The sequence below is a fragment of the Edaphobacter sp. 12200R-103 genome, from assembly GCF_010093025.1.
GTDB lineage: Bacteria > Acidobacteriota > Terriglobia > Terriglobales > Acidobacteriaceae > Edaphobacter.
Genome location: NZ_CP048114.1, coordinates 4021694 through 4047325, shown reverse-complemented (window position 1 = coordinate 4047325; position 25632 = coordinate 4021694). Strand labels below are relative to the sequence as shown.

Here is a 25632-nt window from a genome sequence, read left to right as displayed (position 1 = left end):
CTACGGAAGTCCGAAAATTTCACTTACTTTTCACGCCGACCGTCAGGGATGTAGCGCCGAAAACCGTCGAGAGCGCCGCTTGCGGGTAGCCGCCGAACTTTCCCGGCGTACCGCGTTCCGGAGCTCACCGCATACTGCCCTGGAGTCACACCCAGAATCCGCTTGAACTTCCTGGTGAAGTGGCTCTGATCGGTAAAGCCCACCAGGCCGGCAATATCGATCAGGGGGGTCCCGGACCGCAACAGAGTGATCGCAAGCTCAATACGGAACTGGGTCAGGTAGGCGTGCGGAGTCAGTCCCACAACATCGCGGAACATTCTTAAAAAATGAGAAGCGCTATAGGAAGAAAGTCCCGCGAGTTCGTCCAGGCTCAGATTCCTGTCGTAGTTTGCTTCCATATAATCGAGCGCCACACCGATGGCAGTCCGGTCCAGTCGCTGGTCCACGGCCAGGGTCGAGGCCTCCGAGTACCTCTCCGCGAGACGTGAAAAGATCGAAACGAAGAGCGCCTCAAAGCGCAGCCGGTCTCCGTTGACCTCCAACTCGCGATGAAGCTGGAACAGCGTAGACGCCAGTTCCCTGTCCTGCACAAACGGTTGCCGGAATCTCAGGGGACGCATCGCCGCAGGCAGCGAGACCTTCTCGAAGAAAGCATCGTCTAGATAGAACATCCGAAAGCTCCATCCAGACGGCCCTGCAGGCGCAGGCGCATGAATCTCACCCGGATTGAGCAGGAGAACCGTTCCTGCGGCAAGAATATGGTTCCCTCCGCGGCAGTACGAACTCATCCTCCCGCGGTCGACAACACCGATCGCCGGAATCCGGTGAAAGTGCCGCGCAAACTCGTAATTTTTATAAGTACCGTGGAATAATTCAATGCCGTCCAGGCAGGCATGACGCCATATCCTGGCATGTTCTTCGCCCCCCAGCGGCCGCTCTCCATGGTCCCCCTGAATCTCTGATTCCAAAGCATTTAGGACCTGATACGCGGTGCTGGGTAAAGAAGACGCATCGCCTTCCTGTTGCTCACCAGACATTTCTTTAAGGATATCAGTTCCCCACCATTCCGCGGGAGAGCAATTTCGTACAAGACCGGCAAACCGCTTTGAGATCACAATCTAATTCGTGAGTACCCGATTATCCTGCCTTCTCATACCCCTTGGACTTGCTTTTCTGGTATTTCCAATGGCTCAGGCCCAACGTGCCCCTGCCTCTTCTTCCACTCCCTGGCAGCCGGAACACAGCCTCTTCGGCAAGCAGCCCACGCCGCTCTACCGACACGAAGCCACCCTCACCGACAATCAGGCTTATACCCTGGGTGAGCTGATCGACATCGCGGAAGAGAATAACCCCGCAACCCAGGCCGCATGGGATCGGGCCCGCATCGCAGCCGCTAATCTGGGAATTGCCAGAAGCGAACTCTATCCAACCATCATCGCCGCAGCAGCAGGCCGGGCCTTCCTCAACCCTCCTCTCCTCTACAGTAGCTTCGCCCTTCAGGACATCGGGGCCTTCGAGACAGCACTCAAGCTCGACTACACTCTGGTGGACTTCGGGGCCAGGCGGGATGAGATCAATGCGGCTAAGGCAAAGTTGCTCGCCTCCAATCTCACCTTCAACAACCAGCACCTGATCCTCATCCAGCAGGTCTCCTCGGCCTACTACAACCTCCTTAACGCCATCGGCCTGCGAGAGGCTGCCGAGGTCAACCTTCACGACGCACGGGTCGTGGAAGAGGCTGTGCGCGACCGCAAGGCCAACGGCCTGGCCACGCTTCCCGACCTGCTCGAGGCCAGGGCTGCAACCGCCAAGGCCGATTATGAGCTGCAAAGCTCCCTCGGAGCCGAGCAGACTGCCTTCGGCGATCTGGCGACCGTCATGACCGCCTCCCCCACCAAGCCCTTCAAGGTGCAGGAGCTTCGCGATTTGCTGATTCCCGATACGCTGGACCAGACCGTCGAGGATGCCATTGAGAACGCCTATCAGACTCGGCCAGACCTTCTGGCTGACATCGCGCGGGTCAAGGCTGCCGACGCCGAGGTCAAGTACGCTCGCTCTGCCTACTATCCCAAGCTCGACTTTGAAGGCTCCAAGGGCTGGCTGCGCGCCTGGGGACAGCAGGAGAAGTTCGGCGGCACCTACGGCAAGACTTACACCTACGATGCGAAGCTCAGCCTGACCTGGACCGTCTTTGACGGCTTCCGCCGCGAGAGCCGCCTCGCCAGGGCCAAGGCCGAGCGGGATGCCGCCGAGCATGAGGTCCGCGAACGCGAAGACCTCATCGCAGATCACGTCTGGGGCGACTACGCCAACGCAATCACCGCCCTGCACGAGAGAAAGGCGGCAACCTCCCTGCTAAGCGCCTCCGACGAGTCCTACTCGGCCGCCGTCGAATCCTACAAGGACGGCGTCCGGAATATCCTCGACGTCCTCTCTGCCGAACGCGATCTCGCCCACGCGCGAGCCGTCGATGTCACCGCCCGCACCCAGGTCCTCCAGTCCTTCATGAACCTGGCGTTCAGGACCGGCGACCTGCTGACGCAGCATCCGAAAGGAAATCATCCATGAACCCCAAACAGGTTCCAGTGCGTCCAGGCCGCGCCGCCGCCGGTAACGGCATCCTCGCAGCCGGTGCTCTTCTCTCCATGGCCGGACTCAGCGGCTGCGCCTTCTCGCCTTCGGTCAACCTCCTGGGATCCTACTTCCCTGCATGGATCCTCTGTTGCATGATCGCTGTCGGGGTTACTACCGTCGCACACCTGCTCTTCTCCCGCTGGAAGCTCCTCGATCAGCTCTGGCCCACGGCATTGCTCTACCCATGTCTCATCTGCTTCGTCAGCTGCGTCATCTGGCTCGTCTTCTTCCGATAGAGAGGTCCTGACTTTGAACGACACTTCCCAGCCTAAGCAATACACCCTGCGCGGACACCTCATCAGCGGCCTGATCGTCGCCGGGGCCTTGCTGAGCGCAGCGACCGTGCTTTACACCGTTACCACCTATCCGCGTACCGACGATGCCGAGGTCGTGGCCAACATCATCGGCATGGCTCCCCTGGTCGCCGGCCCCGTCGTCGAACTGCCTGTACACGATAACGACTTCGTAAAGAAGGGCAGCCTGCTCTACAAGATTGACGACCGTCCCTACCTCTATGCCCTGCAGGACGCCCTCTCCGCGCAGGAACGCCTTGAGGGAGAGATCCAGAACGAGAGCCGCCGCATCGCCGCACAGGTCAGCACGGTCGATGTCGCCAGCGCCAGCAGGCAAAGCGCTGTCGCCAACGAGACACGCGCCGACGACGAGATCCAGGTCAGCGAAGCCGCCATCGCCCAGGCCAATGCCGCCCTCACCCAGGCGCAGGCCGATGCCGATTACGCCGTCGGAAACCTTCATCGTATCGAGCCTCTGCTCGCCAAGGAGTTCGTCACCCCCGATGACGTCCACCGCGCACGCTCCCTCGCAGAGGCAAAGACCGCCGCCGTTGAGCAGGCCCGCTCTAACCTCTCGCTCTCAAAAGCCAAGCTGCTCGCCGCCACCGCGCAGAAGCAGCAGGCTATCGCCCAGCTCACGCAGGCCGAAGCACAAGTAAAGGAATCTTCGCAGGCCGTTCTCGTACTCGCTCCTCTGCTCGCTCAGCGCGAGAGTCGTGCCGCCGCCGTTCGTCTGGCCCGGTATAACTACGAGCAGTGCAGCGTCGTTGCTCCCTTCGATGCGCGCGTCACCAATCTCACCATCTCCGAAGGTGAATACGCCAAGATCGGTCAGCAGATGTTCACTCTGATCGATACCCGCACATGGTGGGTTCTCGCCAACTTCCGGGAGACCCAGATCGCTCACCTCAAGGTCGGGACCCCTGCGGACATCTACCTGATGGCGGATCTCCACAGCAGGCTGAAGGGAACGGTGGAGAGCGTAGGTTTCGGCGTCACCCCGGATCCTGACGTCGTCGGAAAACTCTCCCAGGGGCTGCCCGACGTCCAGAGAACCCTCAACTGGGTACGCCTCGCCTCACGGTATCCAGTCCGTATCCGCATCACCGATCCCCCTCCGGGAGGTCTACGGGTGGGTGAGGTCGCCATCGTGGGGATGCGGTCCAAGTCATGAGCGAGGCAGCCGACATCGCCGCGGCAATCAAAGTCCCATCCCAGTCCAGCGAGCCATCATGGCTGGAGTCACTCTGGGGCCTCCTCCAGTCGGAGATGAGCTCCTATCCCGGCCGTCCCCTGCTTGTGCTGCGCATCGTGCTCGCATGCACAACGGTGATGTTCGCGATCGTCGTCTTCCGCATTCCCGGAGGCGTACTTGGGGCCTATTATCCGATCCTCATCTCGCGCGACAGTTTCCGGTCCACGCGGCGCTCCGCTCTCTGGGTCGCCACTGCCTGCACCGTCGGAACCGCTGAAGTCATCCTCGGAGCAATGCTCTTTGCCGGTTCCCCCTTCCTTCACCTTCTCTGGGTCTGGGGAACCCTGTTTCTCGCCTTTTATCTCGTCAGCTCGCTCAAGGTCTATGAAGCCGCTCTCGCCCTCGGTCTCTTCTTCACCAACACAATTACCATCTGGGACCAGCCCGTCTCCGCCGACCTGCGGCTGCGCCAGACGCTCTTCACCCTGATGGTGATCTTCATCGGCTGCGGGGCATCTGTCCTCATCGAATACCTTCTCGCCCGCACTCACCCCCCCGACGCCGTCATCGGAGGCATTCAGGAGAGGCTCGATCTTACCGGCAGCGTTCTACGCGAATACGTCGAAGACCCGGCCGGCTGGAAGAAGCAGTTTCACCTCGTCCGGCGCTACTCCACCCGCGGCACCGGTACGCTCCGCAGCTTCATCATCGAAGCCGGCTACAGCTTCGAGCAGCGCCAGCGCCTGTCCACCGCCCTCGCGCTCTCCGGAAGACTCATCGACCTTACCGCCAGCCTGATGGAGACCGACGAGGCGCTTACGGAAGCTGACCGCAAACTCTGCATCGCCGTCAGCAGCAATCTCTCCATCCTCAGCAGCAATCTCTCCCGTCGCGAGATTCCCGAATGGATCGACCTGGACGATCGCTTCGAGACCCAGGCTCCTATCCTCGCCGAGATCGAACGGGCCGTCGAGCTGCTTGCAGAAAGCCTCTCACAGGCCATGTGGAGCAATCGCGGCGAAGCTCCTCCGCGTCCCGCGCCCAAACCTGCCAGAACAATCTTCGTTCCTCATGCTTCCGGCCAGGAAGGCCACTTAAAATTCGCCATCCGCGGCTCCCTGAGTGCCATTGCCTGCTACATGTTCTATATGAGCGTCGGCTGGGTCGGGCTCAGCGCATCGGTCGCCACCTGCATCCTTACAGCGTTGCCGATCACCGGTGCCGCCCGGCACAAACAGCTCCTGCGCTTCGCGGGCGTCGTTCTGGGCGCATGCGCCCTGGGCTTCACCGCCCAGATGCTCATCCTTCCCCAGATCGACTCCATCCTCAGCTATACCCTGCTCTTCGCCGGGGTCACCTTCCTCGGCGCATGGATCGGAACATCCAGCCCGCGCATCGCCTACGCCGGCGTTCAGATCATCCTTGCCTACGAACTGGTCAATCTCAACCGCTTCTCCATCAACCCCTCTCTCGTCCCTGCCCGCGATACCGTCCTTGGGATTGCACTCGGCATCGGGGCCATGTGGCTTGTCTTCGACCACCTCTGGGCTACCTCCTCGGTCGATTCCCTCCGCCCCATGCTCAGCTCAACCGTCCGTCAGATCGCCCGTCTGACCGAATCCGTCCCAGGCGCCCCCGCCGCGCCCCAGCGGGTACGGCTCGAACAACAGACCAGCGAGATCATGCGTCGCTTCGAGAAGCTTCGCGCTCTCATTGAGGCCTCCTACTTCGAAGCCTTTCCCAAGGCGCCCCCCGCCGGGCAGCTGCTCGAGCGCGCACGCGACTATCTACCCCAGCTGCGCGCTGCTCTGCTCATCCGAACCGGACTGATCCATCACCAGGGAGTCGCCGCCAGCCACTGCCAGCCGGACCTCGTTGTACAGGTCCAGCAACGATCTTCCGTGCTTTTAGAGAGGATCGCGCAGCAAATTGAGAACAACTCATTTTCTTCTCGCACCGCCCTCGAACCCACGGACCAGGATCTCCTCGATCGTCTACGGTCCGGGTTCGATCTTGCCCGGGAGGGCGAGATCGACTGCGATCTTACAGAGCTTCGCCTCTGCTCTTCCTTACTAAACGTAGTCCATCATCTGCACGGATCTCGTTAGCCTGCGTTCGGGCATCCAAAATTCCGTCGCAAAATCCCAGGCAGCCCTATTTGAAACGTGTCATTCTGAGCGAAGCGTAGCGAAGTCGAAGGATCTGCGGTTCACCACCCCGTCTGCTGCATCCTCCGCAAAATCACTCCGCTGTAGTTGTTCATCCGCTCCGGCCTTCGCCGCAAAGGAGCCGGTAAAACAGCAGCAAGCCGCGCGGCCTGCTCTCTGCCAACCGCTCTCGCAGGGACCCGGTAGTAGTACCGGCAAGCCGAATCCGCGCCATACACGCCCGGTCCCCACTCCACGATGTTCAGATAAAGCTCCAGAATGCGGCGCTTGCCCAGAACGAGTTCCGCCACCGGAACCAGCGTGGCCTCTGCGCCTTTGCGCAGCACCGAGCGGCCTGTTCCGAAGAAGAGATTCTTCACCAGTTGCTGGGTGAGGGTCGACGCTCCCCGGGTCCGGCCGCCTTCCATATCTTGTGACGCAGCGATCTTAATCTCCTGCCAGTCAAACCCATGATGCTGATAAAACCGCCCGTCCTCCGCCGCAATCACTGCGTGCTGAAGGTTTGGCGAGATCTGCTCCAGGGGAAGGAAGCGGTAGCGCTTGTGGTACGAAGTTGCGTGAATCCACGCCTGCACATGCCGCTCGACCTGCACCGCCGTAGTCGGAGGATCCATCCAACGCAGGGCCACAAGACTCAACGCAGCCAGTGACCACAAGAGCGCCGCGCTGATGGCAAACCAGCGAATTGTAAGGAGCAGCAGGGGCTTCTTTCGAATCAGGGTGTCTCGCCTTGTGGTGATGTACCAGACATCATCATAAGCAGACAGACCTGCACCGACGAGAAAAACCGCCGATGCGATATCTTTCCAACCAAAGGAAGAGAGAATGGAGCCGATGAGCGGATTTGAACCGCTGACCTACTGATTACGAATCAGTTGCTCTACCAGCTGAGCTACATCGGCACTTCGGAGGATTCCGCGCAGACCACCCAATCCACGCAGATTTTGCACCTTGCCTGCACGGATAAGTCTACCGGGAATACCCCGGCCGCGCAACGGTCCTCCACCCGATACCAGTATCCGCGAATCGGGTACCCTCTATGCATCATGCGTGTCTCTGCTGCACCGTTCTCCAGGGCGCTTCTCGCTCTCATCGCGTTTGTTGCTATGCCCGTACTCTCTTCCTCAGCCGACCCCGTCGCCTCCGCTCCAGCGGTCTCCGCCTCGCGCGAAATCATCGCCTATGTCTTTCCGCAGAACCGCGTCCTCGCCCCTGACGAGATCAACGTCCGGCGTCTGACGCGCATCAACTACGCCTTCGCCAATATTAAGGACGGTCAGATCGTCGAGGGCTTCTCACACGACGCCGAAAACTTCGCCATCTTAAATGAGGCCAAGCGCACGAATCCCTCTCTGAAGATCCTCGTCTCCGTCGGCGGCTGGACCTGGTCCGGAGGATTCTCCGACGCTGCCCTCACTCCTCGTTCCCGCGAACGCTTCATCCTGAGTGCTGTTCGCTTCATCGAGCGCTACAAGCTCGACGGCCTCGACATCGACTGGGAATATCCAGGCCAGCCCGGCGCCGGAAACACCTTCCGCCCCGAAGACAAACACAACTTTACTCTGCTGCTCGCCGAGCTGCGCCTGCGTTTCGATAAGGAACAGACCAGGCTCCATCGCCGCCTCTATACCTCCATCGCGACCGGCGCCTCTTCAAAATTCCTCCTTAATACCGAGATGGACAAGGTGCAGCGCTATGTCGACACCGTCAACCTGATGACCTATGACTTCTACGTCGGCGGTCCGGCGACCGGACACGACGCTCCTCTCTTCCACAATCCCGCCGATCCCAAAAATGTCTCCGCCGACCGCTCTGTTACCGAGTACGAACAGGCCGGTGTGCCCGCCAGCAAGATCGTTCTCGGACTTCCCTTCTACGGTCGAAGCTGGGGTGAGGTCGAAAACCGCAACAACGGCCTCTTTCAGCCTGGAAGGGCTGCACGTGGCGTGCACTTCTCCTACCCGGAACTTCCGAACCTGATCGCCACCGGGTTTATCCGTCACTGGGACTCAGCAGCAGCCGCACCCTATCTCTACAATCCACGAACCAAGGTCTTCGTCACCTATGAGGACCCGCAATCGATCGCGGAGAAGTGCAAGTACGTCACTGCCCATAAACTCCGAGGCATCATGTTCTGGGAGTACTCCAACGACACCACCGGCATCCTGCTCGAAGCCGTTCACGGCGGCCTGACCCCACCGCCTCCCGCCAGCTCAGCCGGAAATTAAACAGTACTGTACTGCAGCCCCATCCACGAGGAGGATCAGGTCCATGGCCAGCGCTCAACTGGGCACCCAGACAGCAGCCACGACGGTCCAGGCTCCGCGCGTCGTCTCCATCGACGTCTTTCGCGGCCTCACCATGATCCTGATGATCTTCGTCAACGAGCTTGCGTCCGTGAAGGGCCTTCCCTGGTGGAACTATCACGCTCCTGGCCGGGTCGATGCCATGACCTACGTCGACATGGTCTTTCCGGCCTTCCTCTTCATCCTCGGCATGGCCATTCCACTCGCGACGGAGCGACGCCTCAGCAAAGACCCTTCCCACCGCCGGCTCTGGGGCCACATCCTCCTGCGCTCGCTCTCGCTGCTTGTCCTCGGCCTCATCCTCGCTAACGCCAGTGCCGGAGATCCTGCACTGATCCATATGCCTCCGAGCGTCTGGGCCATCCTGGCCCTGCTTGGAGCCATTCTCTTCTGGATGGTCTATCCGCAGCCCGAAACCGGCAAAACTCTAGTCAAAGCGCTCCGCATCGCTGGACTCGTGCTCATGATCGCGATGTTCGCCATCTTCCGGCGAACCCTCAAGGACGGCGGCGCCGCCTGGATCAGTACCTCGTATCCCGAGATTCTTGGTTTACTCGGATTCGCCTATCTCACCAGTTGTCTTCTCTACATTCCTACCCGCCGCTGGCGATGGGCGTCGTTCCTCTGGCTTATCCCGCTCACCACCTTCTGTGCTCTCTGCTCCGCTCACTGGATCGAATTTCCTCACCGCGTTGGCCTTTATCTCTGGCCTTTCAGCAATGGATCCCACACGCTGATCGCGATGGCAGGCGTAGCCACCTCGACTATCTTCGTCGGTCAACAAAGCCGCCACTGGCCCACCGTCCGCTCCAGGATACTGGCCGCACTCGCCTTTGCCGCAGTCACCCTTATCGCGGCATACCTGCTCACTCCACTCGGAATCTCAAAAATTCGCGCGACGCCCACCTGGAGCCTGTACTGCGTTGGGTCCAGCATCCTCCTCTTCACGCTGCTCTACTGGATCTGCGACGTTCAGCGCCACACTCGCTGGGCTGCCTTTACCCGTCCCGCAGGCGCAAATACCCTGCTCACCTATCTGCTCCCGGATCTGTGGTACTTCGCCATCCGGTCACTCCACATCACGTGGTTTCGAACCCACTTCGCCTGGGGAATGCCGGGTGTCCTTCGCGCCGTCGTCTTCACCGGCTTTATCATCGCGATTGCGGCAGTGCTCACACGGTTCAGGCTTAGGCTTCAGCTCTAGGCAGTATTCCCCATAACATCTCCAAATCCGTGGTCGTTTCGGAGATGCATCATTTGCGGCCGATTGGATATAGCAATCGGTTTGGATATAGCAGTCAGTCGTCCCATTCCCCACAAAAGTGTCATTCTGAGCGTAGCGAAGAATCCCTGTATTCCGCTCGAACCCGGACCGCACTCAGGGACACGAAGTCTGACCAGACCCAACGCTCACTGCATAGGAACAAACTTCCCCTCGCAGCTATAAGGAGCAACCTGCTTCGGAGCCGTAGGAGACACCACCTTAATATCAGTTCCGCTAAAGTCGATATTGGTTCCACCCGGCCCCAGCGTCACCGTCGCAAAATGGCCATGCACCTGCATGGGCGAGATGTCCTCCACGCGGACGTTATCGAACGTCACCTGCGTCGTATGCCCCTGCAGACCAGCAATTAGAACATCGCCGTCCGTCGTACTCGTCACATTCTGGAGTGTGATCGCCTTGTAGTCGGGAATCCGGTCGCCCTTATACTTCGGGTCTTCAAACGGCTCCGTCGTCTGGTTCGTGTAATAAGGACTGATCGCAATCGGGTTCTTCACATCCCGCATGCAGATGTTCCGATACGTCAGATCGTGGACCGATCCGCCTCGAGTGACGTTGCTCTTGATACGGATACCGCTCGTTGTGTGGTCCTCGGTCAGGCCATCGACCAGAACAAACCTCTGTCCCGTATATGTCTCGCTTCCAATCGACATCCCATGGCCCGAGTAGAAGTGGTTGTCGATCACGCTCATGTGCGAGACACCCGTCTTGATGGCGATATTGTCGTCGCCGTTATCGATCCAGCTGTGCGCAACTGTAATGTTCGTCGAACCACCAGGATCGATCCCGTCCGTGTTTCGCGCATCGGTCCCGCGAACTGTCGGGGTCAGCAGATGCACTCCCCAGGCAGTAAAACCATTAGTCTGATTCACACTCACATGAAAGTTCGTCGAGTTATGCAGCGTAATCCGATACAGCACCAGGCCATCGGCATGCGAGGCCACAATCATCCGCGGATTGAAGTAGTGCTCGTTCTTCGGCTCCGCCCTGCGGGCCAGCTGCCACCAGCTATAGTCCTTGTTCAGGATCTTCGCGTAACCGCGACCGTCGATCACGCCATCGCCCATGATGCCGACATCCTTCGCATTGCTGATGCCGATCAGCGGGCGGCATCCTCCGTGCGCCGGTGCAGGGTGCTGCGGAGCAGGAAACACTGCAGGCAATGTCCCTGTCGCTATCGTTCCGCACAGATGCGTTGGCGCTCCTTCACCCTTCATCTCGTATAGCGCGGCATCGCGTGAGCCGAACAGCGTCACGCCCTTGTCCACCAGCAGCGTCACGCCTGTGCGCATCTCAAGCGGCCCGGTCAGGAACGCATCCCGTCCTCGCGACATCGTCAGCTCAACGGCTCTTCCCGGCTTGCAGCGGTCCAGAGCCTTCTGAATTCTCTCCGTATCCAGCTTCGTCTCATCCGCTTCAGCGATGCTATTGTTCACAGAGCGCAACTCGGCCTTCAGCTTTGTACAGGCACGCGGGATCTTCGGCTCCATGACTCTGCGAGTATCCTGGGCTCCCGCTGCACCCGCCACCGCCAGAACAATCCCAAGCAAGCCTATACGAAACCTCATTGGTCTAACCTCTTTTACCAACATCAGCTAAACCTAGCATGATCAGCATTTTTTTCGTCAGCGCTCTTCTCCCCACCATTAGCGGGAACCATAATTTCAGGCATGGCAAGGCCGTGCCCAGGCAGGAACCGTTGATTTTTTCCATCCTGGTTGGAGACGTGAAGAGGCCGCCCGGCAACAGGGCGGCCTCTTCGTTAGGGAGAATAGTTCCAACGGAGGCAAAGCCATCAGAACTTTCTGGCGAAATACTATGTTTGGCAAAATGACGTGTCAAGGTTTAAACCGTAAAACCGCAAGCCATCCTTTTTCAAAGGTTTATACCCGTTATCAAATCGATAACATGTCGCTCCATATTCGTCATTTGTTCGCTTTACAGACTCAATCCCTGAACCAAACAATCTTCGAATCAGAAGCTTAGGGTATCGCCTGCACACTCCCTGGTGCATTTTCCCGGGGCGATTTTCTCAACCCTTGGCTCCGTTGCCCTGCCCTTCCATTCGGATGGGCGCGGGCGCCCCGCTCAAATCGATCCGCAGAAACTCCGGCTCGGTCGCTGCAGGCTTGCCCTGCAGAACACGGATCGCCGCCCTGCCTGCTCCCAGAGAAAGCCCCAAAACCACGGCAGCCAGTGCACCGAAGCCACAAAAGATGGCAATGCTGGCCAGCAGGCTATAGGTCTTCCGAACCTCTGTGTGGAACTCCGGAGGCATCGGCTTATTCCATGTCACCTCCATGCGCGGATGGATGCTCTGCACCAGCGCCTTCGCCTCCGCCATCTCCCAGCCCCCCGTCGTGAGGATCAGGAGATTCCCCGCACGCCGCATTACCACCGTTCCAGCTGACTTGCCTTCCTTGTGGATCTCCTGCTCAATGGCTCGCAGCCGGCCGCCGGCGATCTCTGGCGTGGGATAAAGGAGCATCGTCAGCTTGCCCCTGCCCATGTACTTTGCCGTCAGAGCCTCGGCAGCTTTATCGAAGCCAAGGATCGATCCCGGTAACACGCCGCCCATTGCGCCGTAACTCACTGGGCCGAGTGCGTACTTCACCGAATCCCGCTCCAGCCCCTTCGCCGGCAGTAACGTCGGGAGGCCCGGTGCGATTCCTTTCGGCCCTCCGACCTTGGGCAGGCCGACCTGGATGCGGTTCAGCAGCGCCTCGACCTTCGGGCTGTGCTGCCCTTCAGCCTCCACCACGCTGGTCCCGCTGCGATAGAGGTAGCGGTCTCCGTTCTGGCTGGTTTCGTCGCCGATCCCCACGCCGCGATAAACCGAGGACGGTCTCTTCAGATAGTCGTAGGCCGCGTGCGCTCCCGTTGCGTCCACAAACTGACGCGCCGTCACCTTTACGTTCGGCCCGGAACTTCCCAGGCGATAGACAGCCTGCTCACTGTGCTTCAGACCATCCTCATTCATGATTGCGGGGAGCGTCTGATCCCTGTCTGAATCAGACGCGACGCTACCATCCTGGCGAACCCAGTCGCCCACCTGCTGCGGGAGCAGCGGAGCCGGGGGCTCTACCAGCATCGTCTTCGCACCCTGGGCCCAGCAGGAGACAGTTGCGCCCGCAAGACAGACCCACAAAACCCTTCGCGTTAGCGCCCGCACTCTCTGCCCGATCTCCACCATAAAAACCGTCCTGCTAACGGCCAGATTACACCACAACCAGCGTCAGCAGCACGGCCCGGCAGCTTCGTCGATCCGCACTCCCTCCGGTCGCCGCAGGCCTTCTCTCACACGGGGTCCTTGTCTTCCGACGTCTTCTTGCGCCGGAAGAAACCCCACACCGTGCCTACCACCGCGACACCTCCACTGCCGCTCAGCAGCCACTGCCAGTTGTTCTCGATAAACGTCTCCACCGCATTGAGCGGGTCTACCTGCACGGCCACGTCCCGGTCTACGGTGGTGAAGTCCTGTTGCAGATTCTCAAGCTCAATGATTGCCGCTAGATGCAGATGCAATTCTCCTGAATGTTTCGGCGCGACCGTCCATCGCCACGTTGTAGGTGTGGTCCCCACTACCATCTGTTCCTCAGAGCTCTGTGGAGTAATGTCGAAGTCCGCACTCGTCAGCGTCATCTTCATCTTCGTGGTAATCGGGGTCTGCTCCAGATTGACAGCCTGCCCCGGTTCAGCAGCAGCGACATGCGCCTGTAGCGCTGCGGCCGTGACCTTATCGGAGCCGATGCTGGCGACGACATCGTCCTGTTGTCCCGTCTTCATGGTTTCGGGAAAGCTGTACGCCAGGCCACCTACCCTGAGGTGCCTCACGGCCGCTTCCAGCTTCTCTTCGGCTGTAGCGGGTGGCTGATCCGGCAGCGGAGCAAGGGTAGGCTTGTTGTGCTGAATGGGCTTATGCACAGCGGCCGGCCCGGCAGCCGAGCCATTCCCGGCCCCACCTGCGGCCTGTTTGATCGCGGCCTCCTTCTCCGCTGCGGCCTTTTTCCTGTCTGCCGCTTCTTTCTCCACCGCCTCTTTCCTGGCCTCGGCCGCATCTGCGGCCGCTGCCGGAGCCCGCTGCGCTTCCGGTTCCTCCATCGGCTGCTGTTTGGCGCAGCCCGCAGAAACGGTTGCAAAGGCCAGACCCGCAACCAGGATCATGCCGTACCCACGCCATCGTGCCTGCCATGCAGCGCGCATATTGCGTTCCTCGGGGAGTGCGCAACACTATAGCGCACCTCCGAAGGAGGCGAACAGAAGAAATCCTGGCGCTGCCAAGCCCGAAAAGCAAAGGGCACGGCTTTCGCCATGCCCTAAGTCAACTTCGACAACAGAAACGCTTCGTCGCGTGGAGCCCTACCTACGCCCGCACAGCCTCCCACTCTACCGTGCCATATTCGGCCAGAGTCACTGTTCCCGACATTCGATTGCCGTCTACCTTGCCCGTAAAGTGGCAGGTCAGCGGGTAACCGGTAACCGGCAGTACGCTGGTTAGCGCAATTTCGTTGGCATGGACCTCTCCCGACATGGTCGTGTTGTAAATCTCGCCATGCTGATCGCCGGTGACGGTGTTGCCATCCTGCTTCAGGACAAACTGCTGTTCGCCCGTGCCGCGCAGGTAATGGATCGTGACCGCCCAGGTTCCCGCCACGGATGCAGGGGTTCCCGTCGGGACGACCGGGTTCTCAAAGTGCGGCGGATTCTTGAGGTGCTTGTAGATTGTGTCCGCGACGATCTTTATCTCGGCCGGGGTCATGATATAGACGTTGATCGAGACCGAGCTCTCCATGTGGTCCGGACGAGTCCCCGTCCCTCCCAGCACGATGCGGGGAGTTCCCTCGTCCAGCAGCTTGACCATCTCGGTTCCGGTGATGCCGACGACGTTGGCATCCCAGGAGATGCGCACGCCCGGACTGCGATCGATCGTCCCTTTCGGAGTCGCGGGATGGGCCGTCGCCTTCACGGAAGGCAGGCCCTGCATACGATCCGCGATGGACTGTGCCCAGCCCATCCACATCTTCTGCTCGGCCTCGTGATCGCGCTTGCGCCACATCTGCACGGCGGCCAGCAGGCCCATCGCCTCTTCCTTGCTGATCTTCATGGCGCGGCCATAGTTATGGTGCGGCGCTCCCTGGAAGTAGGCCGCCTTGCACAGGTCTTTCTTTCCGATCAGCAGACCGGAGGACTGCGGTCCACGCATGTTCTTGCCGCCGGAGTACGCCACCAGGTCCGCGCCTGCCTCGATATGCGGGTTCGGGAGATCCAACTCCGTCGCTGCCGCATCCACAAAGACCGGAACCCCATGTTCTTTGGCAATCGCCGCCAGGTTCTTTGTACTCATGGGGGTGTTGTCCCACCTGGGATTGGCGAGGATATACATCATCGCCGTGCGATCGCTGATCTTCTGTCGCAGTTCCTCAGGGGAGGAGAACTCCACTATCTCGACCCCGCACATCCGTACTCCGATGTCATAGGGGTTGCGCGAGGTCTTGGGAATGACGACCTGGTCCTTCTTCTTGATATAAGGAAGGGCCTGGGATTTTTCTACGTCCGTTCCCGCGATGCAGGCCACGGTCGCAAGACAGGTCGCAGCCGCTGTTCCGGTGGTGGCGACACCCCACTCCGCTCCGCTCAGTTTGGCAAACTCGGCACCGAGCGCCTCCATCATCTCGTCCAGGCGAACATGATAGAGCGAGGCGTTGTACATAGCCTGCTTGACCTCGGGCAGCGAGGTCGATCCGCTGATGGCCGTAATGGTTCCACGACAGTTGATCAGCGGCCGTACGCCGATGCGCGTGTACAGGTTGTCAGAGAAATCGCCATCGGTAAACGGAACCTGGTCCTTTGTCAGGATCTGTCCGGCCTTCAGAGAACCGGGCTTCGTATCCTTTAAAGGAGCAGCCACTGCTTCCAAGCCTGGAGCGATTGCACCCGCCGCCCCTGCTGCTGAGATGAATCCCGTTTGCTTCAAAATTTCACGGCGCGACCAGATCCTCTTTTCCGCCATCGTGCTTGTCTCCCAAAGATTCTGTTGTTTGGATTTTCGATCCACTCTACGCAATTGATCCCAGTCGTCAAACGGACAGATGACCTATCTGCTGCCCGCGGGATCACAGGAAAGTCTCATCCAGGTCCGTGAGTATACTCTTCGGCGCGGGTTGTTCTTTGCAGGAAGAGGCCGTTCTGCTGAGACGCGATTTTCTTGGCTTCACTGGCACTGCATGGGCTGCCGCTGCCCCTCGCTCCAGTATCCCTTCAATCATCTTCCTCGCTCCTGGAGAAACTCCTGCAGGTTGCAAACTCCGGCTTTGCCCCGGTCGACGGATTGAACCTTTACTAAGAGATCCATGGCAATGGCCAACCTCTTGTCCTGCTGCATGGCGGGGTCTCAGCCAGTGAGGCGTTCGGCCGCCGTTCCGAGCCTTCCACCCCGGTTTTTGCAACTTTCCGGCTCCATCGGGGATACACTGAAGGGAACATTTGTGGAGAAAGCTTTTTTGATGAAAACGATGGAATCTGTGGAACGAGAAGAATCGGTCAAGCAGACGGAGCAGACTGAGACTCCACTTGAATCGCTGGCGTCGATCGCGAGCGTACTTGCGGTCGGCCTCTTCGTGATGACCTTTATCTTTCAGAACTTCGAGATTCCCTCGGCTTCGATGGAGAAGACGCTGCTGATTGGCGACCATGTGCTGGTGGATCGTGTCTCGCTGGCGCCGCCCACCAGTTGGGCGCCTTTTACGTATTACCGCAATGTGCGCCACGGCGACATCATCGTCTTTCTGAAGCCCGGTGAGCCGGACCTCTTCCTGGTTAAGCGGGCGATCGGACTTCCCGGCGACCATATTCATCTGCGCGATGGCGTTGTCTACGTCAACGGGGTGGCCCAGAAGGAGCCCTACGCTGCCATGCCCTCGTCGGAGGGTGATCCGCAGGACGCATTCAACCCTTATCGAGACGACTTTCCCAGCATTCCGCCAGACCCGATGTATCAGGTAACGGCTTCATGGCAGTACGAGTTACCACATCACATCCAGAACGGAGACCTGGTGGTGCCTCCGGGCAAAGTCTTTGCCATGGGCGACAACCGGCCTGACTCGCTCGACAGCCGCTACTGGGGCTTTGTTCCGCGCGAAAACATTGTAGGGCGACCCATGTTTGTCTATTGGTCGTTTGAGACACCCGCCGACCAGATCGACAAACAGAGCGTCAGCCAGCGCCTGGCCTTTATGGGGCACATCCTGATCCATATCTTTGACCAGACGCGCTGGAACAGAACATTTCACATCGTTCGCTAAACCGGTAGCCGGTTCTATCACCTTCGCTCATGCGGCAGACAGATCCATCTCAAGACGTTACCCCACTTACCATTCCGGCGCAGCCCCCTGCCGGATCTGAAGAACCGAACCGGGCGGACGGCTCGCGACGCCGGTCGCACCTTCGTCACTATCGCTTCCTCTACCTTTCGATTCTTGCTGTTGTGCTGCTTATCTTTCTTCCTCCGCTGATCAACATCGGGCGCTACCAGCGCACGATCGCCACCAGCATCAGCAGGAGCCTGGGGCGGCCGGTACACCTGGATCGCGTCTCGCTCACGCTGCTTCCACTCCCCGGCTTCACGATTGAGAACCTTGTCGTTGGGGAAGACCCTGCCTTCGGGTCGGAGCCCATCATCCGAGCCAACTCCGTACATGCCACGGTGCGCATCTCTTCGCTGTGGCGGCGGCATGTGGAGTTCTCCACCATCAGCTTCAGCAGCCCCAGCGTCAACCTGGTCCACAATGCGAACGGCCAATGGAACATTGAGGGAATTCTCCTTCAGGCCTCGCGTATCGACACCGCACCGACTGCCCAGCGTCACGCCGGTCCGGCACCCCGCTTTCCTTATATCGAAGCCAGCGGAGCCCGTCTGAACTTTAAACAGGAACAGGAGAAACTCCCTTTTTCCCTGGTGGATGCCGACTTCGCTCTCTGGCTTCCCGATCCGCACCAGTGGCATCTACGGCTACGCTCCCATCCCACGCGGACGGACCTGAATGTCTCCGACACCGGCACCATCGAGCTTGAGGCTGTGCTCGGCGCCGGCCCTTCTCTTCGCCAGGTTGCGCTGAACCTGCAGGGGCAATGGCGCGATGCTCCCCTGGGAGAGGGAAGCCGCGTCCTTTTTGGCCGCGATGCGGGCTGGCGCGGCCAGATGAACCTTTCCGCCAACATCCGCGGGACCTTCGGGGAGAGCGCTGTGAGCACCCGACTGACGCTGACGGACGTTAGGCCCGCGGACTTTGTTCCTGAACAGCTTCTCAATACGAGGGCCGAGTGTTTCGCGACGGCAACGGGTATCTTCCACGCCTTTCAGGACATCCACTGTAGCTGGCCACCGACGTCATCTTCCCGCAATGCTGCGCTTACACTCAAGGGGTCCATCCCCAATATTCATCACCCCCGCGAGTCTTCACTCGAGATCAGCGCCGCCGACATTCCGGCATCGACACTGATGTATGGGCTGCGTGTGCTTACCCCGCACGTCTCTCCGGACACAACGGCGACGGGAACCCTTGCTGGAACCATGACCTTTGGAAGCTCCGACCATAGTGGATCCTCTGCCGGCGCATCCTTGTCGACGGGCCACTGGCAGGGGCAGTTCACGGTCAGCGACGCCACCCTGAAGACTCCACTGGCGCAGCCTCACGAAGAATCTGCCCTAAGCGCACTCTCTGCGCTGGAAAAGGCCGCAGCCGCCGCTGCTGAAGGACGCTCCACGGCCTCGGCGGCGACCCTGCTTTCCCAGGACCTGCAGCTGCGGTCAATCGATACCCCCCAGCGCCCGCGCTCTAAGGCCGGGGACACAAGCAAGACCGCCAGCTTCGTTCTGGAGCCGGTTCCACTGCAGCTGGGCGGACACGACCCCGCCACGATCGAAGGAACTTTCACGGCATCCGGCTACTCTCTTCATCTGAGCGGAAATGTAACCACGGCCCGGCTGGAAGCGCTGGCAGGAGCAGTGCCACCCCTCGGCGATGGATTGATGAGGGCACTCCCCGAAAATCATTCGGTAAACGCGCCTTTTCATATTGACCTTACGGCGACGAAACACTGGCGCAGCCCGCAGACGTGGGTTGCCAACGCGCCTTCGCGTCAGCAAGCCGGACACGTGCGTTCCCGCCGCAGCGCGCGCTAAATCATTTTTTGCGGTGATGGAACGACTGAGGGAACTATCCCTGAACCGAGATTCCGGCGAAGGTCATGACCACGCGGCTGCGAACCGGCTCTCCGAAGACGCGGGCGGGCTCGAAGACGCTCAGCAGCAGCTGATCTGCAACCTGGTTGCGCACCGTGGAGTCTTCCGGACCGGAGACAATGTTGTAGTCATAGACCTGTCCGCGATCATTGATAAAAGCTTCTACGATGATGGGCGCATCGTCGTGGCCGGTCACGATCGGCCTGGGCATCACTGCAGAGTATAGATAGCGAGGAGACGTCATCGCTCCCAGTGGCTCGTCATTGGCCATCACTGCCTGTGGCGCTGCAAACAGACCCAGCAGAACCATGATGGTTCCGACCAGGGCTACGGAACAGGCGGCGCCAGCGGAGACCTGGACGGCCCATGGGCGAATCGTATTTTCCCACTTGAGCGCAACGACACCCTTCCAGTCGCGCCTTCTGGTAGCGATCTCGTGCGATATGGCAACGCGCAGACGGGTTCCCATATCGGCCGGCGCCCGTGCCGGTCCCAGCGATGCCAGCGAGTTCTGCATAAGACGAAGCATCTCAAACTCGCTATGGCAGTCGGCGCATACCTCCAGATGTTGCGCGATAGCCTGCATCTGCCGTCCATCGACTGCTCCGTCGAGGTAGGACGAGAAGGACGACCGTACTTTATCGCAATCAGGGGAGTTCATCTCGTCACCATCTCCGCGTCGTGAGCCATCCGGGTATGAAGGTTCGATGAAAAAGAAGCTGTGGAAGTAGCAGAATTCTTAAGCAGATCGGTCAGAAGAGTCCGCAGAGCGGAACGCCCGCGCGTCAGCCTGGATTTTACGGTGCCTACATTGACGTTGAGAATCTCAGCGATCTCTTCATAAGCAAAGCCTTCAATCTCGCGCAGAACGACGACCGTGCGGAAGGCCTCAGGAAGCTGACGGAGCGCTTCTTCGACGTGGTGGCGCAGTTCGGCCTGAGCAGCATGATCGAACGGTGAAATGCCGTGATCGGCGAGAGTAGCTGCCAGAGAGAGTCCTTCCTCGTCCGAATTCGATGAATTCAGGCTGGAATCGATGGTGAGCTCTTGCCGCTTGTGGCGCGACCACCAGCGACGCTGGTTGGAGGCCTCATGAACCGCGATCCGATAAAGCCAGGTTCGGAGGCTCGACTCGCCATGAAATCCCCGAATGCTGCGGAAGACTTTAATAAAGACTTCCTGCGTGGTGTCGGCCGCATCGGCCGGGTCGGTCAAGCTGCGGGCGATCAGGGAGTAAAGCGGCTGATGATATTGGGCAATAAGAATGCCGAAGGCCTCTTCACTGCCGGCCTTGAGATCGGCGACGAGTGCCGCCTCTTCCGTGGTTATGCCAATCGCGCTGGTCAGATTTCCCAAGTACGTGCCCACCTGCATTTCGGGTGACCTCTACACTAAAACTTTTGTGGAACGCATGGCAAATGCACTACAAACCGGGCATAGAGCGAGTGAAGTACGCCGCCGGCGGCCGAGTGCTCGCTCACTCTACACTCTTAGACACCAGTCTTCGCATTGATGTTCCCGTAAAGTTTGACGAAACCACGCACCTGACAGAAAATAGAAAGGTCCCCCCATAGTGGGCCTGTGGCGCAGTTGGGAGCGCGCTTCCATGGCATGGAAGAGGTCATCGGTTCGATCCCGATCAGGTCCACCAAATATTCCAACAACTTAGACGATTTCGCGCTTTTTCAAAAAGGTCCAAGAAGAGCGTGCCGTCATTTGGACCCCGCTTTCAGAAGACCTGCGAGCTTTGACTGAGCCCCTGCGGCTGAATGCGGGACACCTACGATCTCTCCATTCTCCGCATGCCAGTCGGCATCGCCCAAGGTACGAAACTCGCCGAGAGAGGAATTTTGAAACGTCCAATCCGGCACAAAATTCCTGTTCGCCGATACAGGCCGCGTCCACAGGATCACGCCCATCACTATCGCCACCACGCCGTAACCGATTCATTGGCTCATAAGTTATCTCCTGACTCAGTAGGGCCGATGGCCCTCGGTGATTCCAGTCCATGTGTCAGTTCTAAAGGGAGCCGCAGGCAGGCCCGCGCCGTTGAACAGGGTAGCCTCCGGGTTTGACTGCCAGGCGTATCTAACCTGCGTGGGATTCTGCACCAGCGAGGAGGAAACGAGGATGTAATCGCCGATAATATGCGCGTCTGCCCAGATCCATTTCCTGTCATCGCCAGCGATCTCAAACTGGCCGAGCTTATCTCCTTTGACCACCAGGCCGCCGTCGGCATGCGTGAAATGGAGACGAATCGATGCAGTCTCACGTTCCATCGCATCCACGGTCGGCCCCTGGTAGACCACGTTCCTGCCGTAGTGTTTCGCCAGTGCACAGAGGGCAAGCCGCTCACCCACGGGAACCTTTTCTTTCGGATGGATATTATCCGCTTCTCCCGTATCGATCGTAACGGCCAGGCAGGAATTCGGAACCTCTGCTGCTGTCATCGCCTGCGCCTCGCGGGTCTCGGCCCAGGCATCGTCAACCGGCACCGCGCTTCGTGCCTTGAAGGCAGGCAAGCTCACGATATAAAAGGGTAAGTCACCTTGTCCAAATGCTCGCCGCCAATCGGTGATCATTGCAGGAAGAACCTTACGATATTCGTATGCACGCTCGGAGTTTGCTGCGCCCTGATACCAGATAACCCCCGTGATCGAGAGCGGGGTGAGCGGAGCCAGCATTCCTTCATAGAGGACAGACGGCATCACCGGCCAGTTTTCATAACTCGTAGGTAGAGGATGGGGAGGCCGCGCATCGACGCTGAGCCTGCCCTTCCATGGACCGGCAAGAAGAATGGTCGTCTTGTCTGCGAGAGTGAGATGGATGTCGCCCGGCCGGGCCAGGAAGCCGCCTTTCGGCTTGGTTTTCAGAACTCGAATTGTGATCGTATTCTTTCCCGCCTTCAATAGGTCCGGAGGAATGGTGTAGGTGCGTGGATTCTCAACCCAGGCACTCCCACCCACCATCTTTCCGTTGATGTAAACCGTGTCCATTCGTTCGATGGATCCCAGGAATAACACCGTGCGCCCGGCTGGAATCGGATCGGGCAAAGTGATCTCTCTTTTGAACCACACCACCGCAGGAGTGTCCGGAACTCCGAGTTCCGCAAATCCTCCGGGGATGGAGACGGTCTTCCACTCCGGTCCGTCCCCGCTCTGGTCTGCCCAGTGTTCTTTAAGGCCGATGTCGTATTCGTCGTACCAATGCATGACATAGTTCCCGTACTCCGGAGCTCCTTGTGCAGCGAAGTGCTGCAACTCTGCCAGCGGAGCGTCGAAGTCCTTTAATGGATGAAGTGCAGCGGCACTTGTCCAAGCCTCCGCGGGAGTCCCGCCAACCGCATCAATAACTAGCCCTATTGGAACGTGAACATCCTGCTGGATTCGGCGTGCAAAGTAGTACGCCACTGCAGAGAGACGCCCAGCGCTCGCCGGGGAGACCACCTTCCACGTTCCTGACACGGTATTCACATGCCTGTACGCCGATTGCGTTCCTACAGTGAAGTAGCGGATGTCCGGGTGATGAGCTGCCTTTACCTCTTCATCTCCATTGCGCGCCCCACGGAGCTGAAACTCCATATTGGACTGGCCGCCGCACAGCCAAACGTCACCGACAAGAACATTATGAAGCTCAACCGTCTGATGACCTGAGATCCTGACCGTGTACGGCCCACCGGGAGCCGGAGGCTGAATCTTCACCTGCCAACGGTGGTCCTGTTGCGCAACAGCGGATTCCGCCCTGTCTCCAATTTGTACGTGAATCGTATCGCCCGGATCCGACCAGCCCCAGATCGTGTTCAGTTTGTCGCGCTGCAGCACCATATTGTCAGCGAAGATTGGGCTGACGAAGGGTTGAGCCCTATCCCGTTCCGAAGATGCGATCTGGGCATGGATAGGAAGAGGTGAAATCTCAAAAACTGCCATCAGTACGGTACAGCAGACGACAAGCTTCGTCAGGTTTGGCAGTCCCGAAAGCGAAGAGGACCGTAAGGCGCGATCGTCAATTTTCCTCAAATTCCCTGCTGGATTCCCTAAGATGCTTGGCCGGAAGCAGACCTGTTTTGCCGGTTTCATCAGCGCTCAATCCTCCACTTTCTTATCTTGACGCTCCATAGGGGAGAGATCCTGCCGTTTTATTTCGCAGCGGCCATCTTGCCTTCAGCGGGTTTCGTGGAGATTCGCTTGAATAGAGCGGGATCGTATTCCTCGAGGCCGGTGATTCCGTAAAGGTGGTTCGCGGAGACCCAAGGCAGCCAGAATCGATGGGATCCTACGCCACGTCCATTGGGACCAGGCCCCAATCTGAAGTTTTCCTGCTGCCAGCCGATGCCCTTCATGTCGTACTGTCTCCCGGGCAGCGCAACCATTGATTTCGTGTCATTCAACAGGACGCGCGCAACCTGGAGATAATGTTCATCTCCGGTGTAGTTGTAAAGCTTCGCATATGACGGAACGGCCCACGAAAGATACTCATCTGTGCTGCCTGTATTCAACGCCGTGATGCCCTGTAGACCCACCGTCGGAACGCCCTTCTTCCAATGGAGTTGTGCATTGTCTGCATCTACCGCCATCGGCAGGTTCCAGATCCATATCCAGCTTTCAGCGAAGTCTCCTGCGGTCTGCGCGCGTTCCAGCCATTTGGGATCTTTGGTGGATTCATAGAGACTTAGAAATGCCTCCATGCTCAGCATTCCGGCTTCCTTATCTGTAATGTTCGGATTGTCGCTTGCTCCTCCGACAAAGAGGCCGCGGCTTCCGAACGCCGTCCAGACATATTCTGCAGCACGAATCGCTGCTTGCTGGTACTTCGGATCGCCCGTCTCTTCTGTCATGAGGACCAGTAACGGCACGGGGTTATAGCTGGCTGTCCCAGTCGGTTCTGCTACTTCATTGCTTCCTGGCTTCCAGCGACGAGGAAAGGATCCATCCTCACGTTGCTGCTGGATAAGCCAGTCGACGTAATTCTTCGCCCACGTCATCCATTCTGGATGTTGACGGCCCTGCAGGCGTTCTCGTCGGTACGCGCGCATCAACACACGCATGTCTTCCGTGGCATTCCGAAGCCATGGTGCCAGCCAGATATGATCCCACGGTTTTCCATTTTGAATATCAAAACCTGTTGCCTGCAGAGGAACTGTGGGGAGAGCCTGAATCGCAGTTGTAATAATTCCCAGCCCAAGCTGGCGCATTTTCTGACCACGCTCTGTCTTATCCCGGTCTCCTTCCCGCAACAACTGGTCGGCGCATTCTATATCCTTTCCCACAAAGCCCAACGCGACCATCGGCCAGTTCCAGTTTTTCTTATCGTTCATCGTAGACAGGACAAATGGAACTCCCGTTCTTCCATTGATCGTCTCCACGTGCGCCGCAAGATGATCGATCAAAACGCGCCGCGTCTCGTCGACATTGATGTAGTTCACCGGTGGATTCAGAGTATTCCACGCCCAGCGCCAGGAATCTCGCGTGACTTCCGGAAACGACTCGTTGTGGCCAAACCGGAAATCTACCTGGTAATTCTGGGAAAGACTTTGGGAAATTGGGTGATACCGACGAACCCACCGGGGAACAGCGGGTTTATTCCTCGGTCCAGAAAACTCGTGAATCGTGCCTGGGAAAAGAAAGCCAAAATGAATGGCGCCTTCCTCGCCCTGCCATGCTCCCATCGCGCCAAACTGAAAGCGCGCGTCAATCATCACCAAATTGGTGAGCTTTGTCTCCTCTTCGGTCGAATCACCTCGCGGTGCGGGATCGAGCAATGAGATAGAAGAACCATTCCTAAAAGAAAGAGCAAATAATGGGGCAGCGAGAATGTCTTCCCGCATGACGAGACGCCGGGCGGCGTAATTCAAAGTTCCTCCGGGAGAACGATCGCCATCATAGGTGGGATCTCCATAGATTGCTCCCGGAACCATATAATTCACATCGGTCCATCCGGTAGAGCGATCCATATCGAAGGTGATCTCTGAATCGAATCCTCCTTCAGCATTGCCGACAACTCGAACCGTTCTGCGAACTGACAGTACCGATCCCTTGAGATGCCATACATCGTGCATACGGAAGAGAACGTGAGGACCGTATTGAACCTCAGCATACGCATCAGCTCCCTTCTCGATCTTTTTAACTGTCTTGTAACCAGCGGATAGTTTGCGGATGTCATCCGATTGGCGATAGACCTCTACACCGGCGGGCTGAGCCTGCTCAATGACAGGAGCATCTCCCCCTGCGACTTTGATTCCCCATTCGCCTGCGGACGAGCGTACGAACGAGACAGTGGCACCCGATTCAAGACGGCCGATTTCTAATTTTTTAATTCCTTCAGCGTAGCCAACAGCCTGCCATGACAAAGATACAAACAGGATGACGAGAGTAAGGGCTCTTCGCTTAGCCTCCCAGTCCTGACCGAATGCAAACTTCTCCACGAATCGGTGCATACATCTCCTCAGCAATCTGGTTGCCGTATCATTTTTATCCTCAGTAAAAGCCGCCTCTCGTTCCGACTTCAGAACGAGAG

General features: G+C 58.7%; 19 protein-coding genes and 2 tRNA genes. 9 read left to right on the top strand and 12 right to left on the bottom strand.

Going from position 1 to position 25632, the window contains the following annotated elements; translation table 11 throughout:
* Positions 1-23 precede the first annotated feature (23 nt).
* Positions 24-1037: an AraC family transcriptional regulator gene (locus GWR55_RS16780; protein WP_162403290.1), complete on the bottom strand. Its 1014-nt coding sequence runs from the start codon at positions 1035-1037 to the stop codon at positions 24-26.
* A 148-nt stretch (positions 1038-1185) separates the two neighbouring features.
* Here GWR55_RS16780 and GWR55_RS16775 point away from each other — a divergent pair, with 148 nt between their 5' ends.
* Genes GWR55_RS16775 through GWR55_RS16760 form a run of 4 tightly spaced genes read left to right on the top strand, consistent with a single transcriptional unit; the run spans position 1186 to position 6230 of the window.
* Positions 1186-2568, top strand: a complete 1383-nt coding sequence (locus tag GWR55_RS16775) for a TolC family protein (protein ID WP_162403289.1) — start codon at positions 1186-1188, stop codon at positions 2566-2568.
* Positions 2565-2870: a YtcA family lipoprotein gene (locus tag GWR55_RS16770; protein WP_162403288.1), complete on the top strand. Its 306-nt coding sequence runs from the start codon at positions 2565-2567 to the stop codon at positions 2868-2870. The genes GWR55_RS16775 and GWR55_RS16770 overlap by 4 nt, the downstream gene beginning before the upstream one ends.
* A 13-nt stretch (positions 2871-2883) precedes the next feature.
* Positions 2884-4101: an HlyD family efflux transporter periplasmic adaptor subunit gene (locus GWR55_RS16765; RefSeq protein WP_162403287.1), complete on the top strand. Its 1218-nt coding sequence runs from the start codon at positions 2884-2886 to the stop codon at positions 4099-4101.
* Positions 4098-6230 carry an FUSC family protein gene (locus GWR55_RS16760; RefSeq protein ID WP_162403286.1) on the top strand — a complete coding sequence of 711 codons (2133 nt, stop codon included), beginning with the start codon at positions 4098-4100 and terminating at the stop codon, positions 6228-6230. The genes GWR55_RS16765 and GWR55_RS16760 overlap by 4 nt, the downstream gene beginning before the upstream one ends.
* Before the next feature lie 101 nt (positions 6231-6331).
* On the opposite strand, the gene mtgA is transcribed toward GWR55_RS16760, so the two are convergent.
* Both mtgA and GWR55_RS16750 read right to left on the bottom strand, forming a co-directional pair.
* Entirely contained in the window at positions 6332-6904 is a 573-nt protein-coding gene (gene mtgA / locus GWR55_RS16755) for a monofunctional biosynthetic peptidoglycan transglycosylase (RefSeq protein WP_238398480.1), read from the bottom strand.
* 212 nt (positions 6905-7116) lie between these two features.
* Positions 7117-7192 (bottom strand) — tRNA-Thr (locus GWR55_RS16750).
* Positions 7193-7336: 144 nt separating this feature from the next.
* Here GWR55_RS16750 and GWR55_RS16745 point away from each other — a divergent pair.
* On the top strand, positions 7337-8518 hold the full coding sequence (locus GWR55_RS16745; RefSeq protein WP_238398479.1) for a glycoside hydrolase family 18 protein: 1182 nt from the start codon (positions 7337-7339) through the stop codon (positions 8516-8518).
* A 43-nt stretch (positions 8519-8561) separates the two neighbouring features.
* Positions 8562-9800, top strand: a complete 1239-nt coding sequence (locus tag GWR55_RS16740) for a DUF5009 domain-containing protein (protein WP_162403285.1) — start codon at positions 8562-8564, stop codon at positions 9798-9800.
* A 206-nt stretch (positions 9801-10006) separates the two neighbouring features.
* On the opposite strand, the gene GWR55_RS16735 is transcribed toward GWR55_RS16740, so the two are convergent.
* From GWR55_RS16735 to GWR55_RS16715, 5 genes are all read right to left on the bottom strand, one after another.
* Complete coding sequence (locus tag GWR55_RS16735) at positions 10007-11446, bottom strand: glycoside hydrolase family 28 protein (RefSeq protein WP_202925527.1); 1440 nt, start codon at positions 11444-11446, stop codon at positions 10007-10009.
* Between the two features lie 4 nt (positions 11447-11450).
* The gene (locus tag GWR55_RS16730) at positions 11451-11720 is read right to left on the bottom strand and encodes a hypothetical protein (RefSeq protein WP_162403283.1); all 270 of its coding nucleotides are present in this window, start codon (positions 11718-11720) and stop codon (positions 11451-11453) included.
* A gap of 190 nt (positions 11721-11910) precedes the next feature.
* Positions 11911-13071, bottom strand: coding sequence for a DUF6599 family protein (locus tag GWR55_RS16725; RefSeq protein ID WP_162403282.1), 1161 nt, complete (start codon positions 13069-13071; stop codon positions 11911-11913).
* Positions 13072-13175: 104 nt separating this feature from the next.
* Positions 13176-14081: a hypothetical protein gene (locus GWR55_RS16720; RefSeq protein WP_162400421.1), complete on the bottom strand. Its 906-nt coding sequence runs from the start codon at positions 14079-14081 to the stop codon at positions 13176-13178.
* A 160-nt stretch (positions 14082-14241) separates the two neighbouring features.
* The gene (locus GWR55_RS16715; protein WP_162403281.1) at positions 14242-15888 is read right to left on the bottom strand and encodes an aminotransferase class V-fold PLP-dependent enzyme; all 1647 of its coding nucleotides are present in this window, start codon (positions 15886-15888) and stop codon (positions 14242-14244) included.
* A gap of 493 nt (positions 15889-16381) precedes the next feature.
* Between GWR55_RS16715 and lepB the strand changes: the two genes are divergently transcribed.
* Both lepB and GWR55_RS16705 read left to right on the top strand, forming a co-directional pair.
* The gene (gene lepB / locus GWR55_RS16710; RefSeq protein WP_162403280.1) at positions 16382-17179 is read left to right on the top strand and encodes a signal peptidase I; all 798 of its coding nucleotides are present in this window, start codon (positions 16382-16384) and stop codon (positions 17177-17179) included.
* Between the two features lie 29 nt (positions 17180-17208).
* Entirely contained in the window at positions 17209-19059 is a 1851-nt protein-coding gene (locus GWR55_RS16705) for an AsmA family protein (RefSeq protein WP_162403279.1), read from the top strand.
* Positions 19060-19093: 34 nt separating this feature from the next.
* On the opposite strand, the gene GWR55_RS16700 is transcribed toward GWR55_RS16705, so the two are convergent.
* A complete protein-coding gene (locus GWR55_RS16700) occupies positions 19094-19780 on the bottom strand; it encodes an anti-sigma factor (RefSeq protein WP_162403278.1) in 687 nt (228 codons plus the stop codon).
* Positions 19777-20493: a sigma-70 family RNA polymerase sigma factor gene (locus GWR55_RS16695; protein WP_162403277.1), complete on the bottom strand. Its 717-nt coding sequence runs from the start codon at positions 20491-20493 to the stop codon at positions 19777-19779. The genes GWR55_RS16700 and GWR55_RS16695 overlap by 4 nt, the downstream gene beginning before the upstream one ends.
* 201 nt (positions 20494-20694) lie before the next feature.
* Between GWR55_RS16695 and GWR55_RS16690 the strand changes: the two genes are divergently transcribed.
* Positions 20695-20770 (top strand) — tRNA-Ala (locus GWR55_RS16690).
* A gap of 322 nt (positions 20771-21092) precedes the next feature.
* Here the strand turns inward: GWR55_RS16690 and GWR55_RS16685 are convergent.
* Positions 21093-23045, bottom strand: a complete 1953-nt coding sequence (locus GWR55_RS16685; protein WP_162403276.1) for a sialate O-acetylesterase — start codon at positions 23043-23045, stop codon at positions 21093-21095.
* A gap of 209 nt (positions 23046-23254) precedes the next feature.
* The gene (locus tag GWR55_RS16680; protein ID WP_162403275.1) at positions 23255-25552 is read right to left on the bottom strand and encodes an AGE family epimerase/isomerase; all 2298 of its coding nucleotides are present in this window, start codon (positions 25550-25552) and stop codon (positions 23255-23257) included.
* Positions 25553-25632 lie beyond the last annotated feature (80 nt).